The organism is Streptomyces antnestii, assembly GCF_004005495.1.
In the GTDB taxonomy this organism is placed as follows: Bacteria; Actinomycetota; Actinomycetes; order Streptomycetales; family Streptomycetaceae; genus Streptomyces; species Streptomyces antnestii.
Window position 1 is genome coordinate 1 of record NZ_RZYA01000048.1, and the last position, 3734, is coordinate 3734.

The 3734-nt window shown below is 70.0% G+C and carries 1 protein-coding gene and 1 pseudogene; one reads left to right on the plus strand and one right to left on the minus strand.

Annotated elements, in window-relative coordinates; translation table 11 throughout:
* Positions 1-10: 10 nt before the first annotated feature.
* Positions 11-2539 carry an ABC transporter ATP-binding protein/permease gene (locus tag EOT10_RS40830; RefSeq protein WP_127833432.1) on the minus strand — a complete coding sequence of 843 codons (2529 nt, stop codon included), beginning with the start codon at positions 2537-2539 and terminating at the stop codon, positions 11-13.
* A gap of 375 nt (positions 2540-2914) precedes the next feature.
* Between EOT10_RS40830 and EOT10_RS40835 the strand changes: the two are divergent.
* Positions 2915-3734, plus strand: a pseudogene (locus EOT10_RS40835) (streptophobe family protein); the annotation flags it as partial.

Below are 3734 nucleotides of genomic sequence, written 5' to 3' on the forward strand. Positions count from 1 at the left end.
AGGGCACGCGCTACTTGCGCATGACCTCGGGCTCGTGGCGGCGCAGCAGGCGCGCGACCGCGAAGCCGCAGACGACGCCGAGGAGGATCAGGACGGTGAGGTTGAAGCCCCACTGACCGGCCGAGTGCTCCCACAGCGGGTCCAGGTTGGTCGGGTCCTCGCGGTCCCACGGCGGCATGAGGTGCGACAGGTCGAGCGTCGAACCGGCACCGGCGATGGCCCAGCGGGACGGCATCAGCCAGCCGACCTGCTCGAGGCCGGGCGAGCCGAACACCTGGAACAGGACGCCGGTGAACACGACCTGGACGATCGCGAACATGACGAGGAGCGGCATCGTCTTCTCGGCGGTCTTCACCAGCGAGGAGATGACCAGGCCGATCATCATCGACGTGAAGCCGAGCGCGATGATCATGATGCAGAGCTCGACGGCCGGCGGCATGATCAGGCCCTCGGCGGGCAGGTCGCGCGGGGCGAAGCCGATGGCGCAGATGATCACGCCCTGGATGGCCGTGACGACGCCGAGGACGATCACCTTGGACATCAGGTACGCCGAGCGGGACAGGCCGGTGGCCCGTTCCCGTTCGTAGATCACGCGTTCCTTGATCAGCTCACGTACGGAGTTGGCCGCGCCGGAGAAGCACATGCCGACCGCGAGGATCAGCATGATCGTGCCCGCGGTGCTGTTGAACCGGGACGGCGGCCTCGGCGGGGCGAGGCCGAAGTCGGTGGGGATCACCGTACTGACGAAGCCGAGGACCGCCGGCAGGATCACCATCAGGCCCAAGAAGCCCTTGTCGGACGCGATCACCGACGCGTAGCGGCGGATCAGGGTCCACAGCTGCGAGCCCCAGCCCTGCGGCTTGGGTGGCCTCATCGCCTGCGGCGGCGGCATGTGTACGGACTGTGCGGCGACGGCGTCGATGTCCGCGGCGTACATCTGGTAGTGCTGCGAGCCCTTCCAGCGGCCCGCCCAGTCGTAGTCGCGGTAGTTCTCGAAGGCGGAGAACACATCGGCCCAGGTGCTGTAGCCGAAGAAGTTCAGGGCCTCCTCGGGCGGGCCGAAGTAGGCCACGGAACCGCCCGGAGCCATCACGAGGAGCTTGTCGCAGATCGCCAGTTCGGCCACGGAGTGCGTGACGACGAGGACCGTGCGGCCGTCGTCGGCGAGGCCGCGAAGGAGCTGCATGACGTCGCGGTCCATGCCCGGGTCGAGGCCGGAGGTCGGCTCGTCCAGGAAGATCAGGGACGGCTTGGTGAGCAGCTCCAGGGCGACCGAGACGCGCTTGCGCTGGCCGCCCGAGAGCGCGGTGATCTTCTTGTCCTTGTGGATGTCCAGCTTGAGCTCGCGCAGCACCTCGTCGATGCGCTGCTCGCGCTCCTGCGCGCTGGTGTCCGAGGGGAAGCGCAGCTTGGCCGCGTACTTGAGGGCCGTGCTGACCCTCAGCTCCTTGTGCAGGATGTCGTCCTGCGGGACCAGACCGATGCGCTGGCGCAGCTCGGCGAACTGCTTGTACAGGTTCCGGTTGTCGTAGAGGACGTCGCCCTGGTTGGCGGGCCGGTAACCGGTGAGCGCCTTGAGCAGGGTGGACTTGCCGGAGCCGGACGGGCCGATGACCGCGATGAGCGACTTCTCCGGGACACCGAAGGAGACGTCCTTGAGGATCTGCTTGCCGCCGTCGACCGTCACCGTCAGGTGGCGGGCGGAGAAGGAGACGTCACCGGTGTCGACGAACTCCTCGAGACGGTCGCCGACGAGGCGGAACGTCGAGTGGCCGACGCCGACGATGTCGTTCGGGCCGAGGAGCTGCGAGCCGCCCTTGGCGATCGGCTGGCCGTTGACGTACGTGCCGTTGTGCGAGCCGAGGTCGCGGATCTCGAAGCGCCCGTCGGGCGTCGCGTGGAACTCGGCGTGGTTGCGCGAGACCTGGAGGTCGGAGACGACCAGCTCGTTCTCGAGCGCACGACCGATCCGCATCACCCGGCCGAGGGCCAGCTGGTGGAACGTCGTGGGGCTGCGGTCGCCGTAGGCCGACGGAGCCCCCGCGGCGCCGCCGGCCCCCTGCTGGGGCGGGATGTTCTGGGCCTGCTGCGGCTGCTGCCAGCCCTGCTGGGCGGGCATCTGCTGCTGTGCGCTCTGGGCCCAGCCGGCGTCGGCGCCCTGCGGCGCGGCGTACGGCTGCTGAGCCGGGGCCTGCGGTGCGTGCGCCTGCTGGGCCGGCTGCGCCTGCTGGGCCGCGGCCACCGGGGCGCTGCCGGACAGGTTCACCCGCGGGCCGTCCGTCGCGTTGCCGAGGTTCAGCGCGGAGCCCGGGCCGATCTCCATCTGCTGGATCCGCTGGCCCTGTACAAAGGTGCCGTTGGTGGAGCCGTGGTCCTCGATGACCCAACTGCGACCGCCCCAGCTGATCGTGGCGTGCCGCCAGGAAACCCTGGCGTCGTCGATCACCACGTCCCCCTGCGGATCACGTCCGAGGGTGTACGGCCTGGACGGATCGAGCGTCCAGGTCCTTCCATTCAATTCCAGTACGAGTTCCGGCACTCCAGCCCCAACTGAGTTGTCCCCCGAGCTAGCCCCCGTCGTGGGGAGTCTAGGGATGTCGAACATCGTGGGGAACTATTTCAGGAGGAGCCCCCTGACCGAAAGTCGGGCCTTGCGGCGGGGCTTGTGAAGACCGCGTACGCGCCCTGGCGTCCGCCCTGTTGGCGGGGACGAAACAGCCCCGGAGAGTGGCAAGAACCCACAAGTGCCCACGGATCATGCGTGAATGGGGCATCCGATACATCGCGGTGCGGGTCGGCGGGCGCCGGTGGAGACCGTCGGACGGGGAGCGGGCGGGGCAGCGGGCGCGGCGGTGTGCCCTTGGGCGACGTACCGCTCTCCGCTGTCGCCGCCGTGAGCTGGACGTTCGTCGGCATGGCCGCGGTCGCCGCGCTCGGCCTGCGGCTGCTGGATGCCGATTCCGTCGGTTCGCTCGGTCCGATGACGGCCGCGGTGGTGGTCCTGACGGTGGGCGGGCGGGTGTCCCCGTCGGGAGACGTCTCAGCCTTCGGACCGGACGGGGCGCAGGACCCCCACACGGCGATCGATATCGCGCCGCTCGGCGTGGCCCTCACGGGCGCGCTGGCACTCGGTTGGTTTTCCCTACGTTCCCTACGTTCCCTGCGTTGCCTGCGTTGCCTGCGTGGAACGGGAGTTGAGGTCACGCCGGCCGAACTCGGGGCACGCATGGGATCCGTCGTCGCCCTGTTCCTGGCGATGCCGGGAGGGCTCGCCTGGGCGGGTCACGACCTCATCACGATTGACGGCGGGGAGCTCGGGCTCGACTGCGTGCCGGGCGGGCTCGATCTGGGAGCTGCTGCCGGACCGGGGCGGCGACCTCGTGCACGCGAAGGCGACGGTCGGGTTCACCGTCGAGGCTGGCACGTCGCTGCTGGGCGGGGCGCTGTGAGTGCGTCCTGGTGATCACGCTGCTCGCGTCACGGCGGACGCCGCTTCCCCGCGCCCTCGACGCCGTGCACCGGCTAGTGCGGCCGACCGTCTCGTCGCTGGTCACGGTGTTACTGGTGGCCGTCGCCGCGGGCTGCTCGGGGCACCCAACGGGGTGTGGCTCGGCGTTCCGCTCGGCCTCTTCGTCCCCTGGACCGGCAGGGGGACGGGCGCACTCGCCCAGGCCCTCCCTAAACGCCGACCATGCGGGGCCGATCACTCCGCCGGTGCCGCCGCCTCGCCCCGG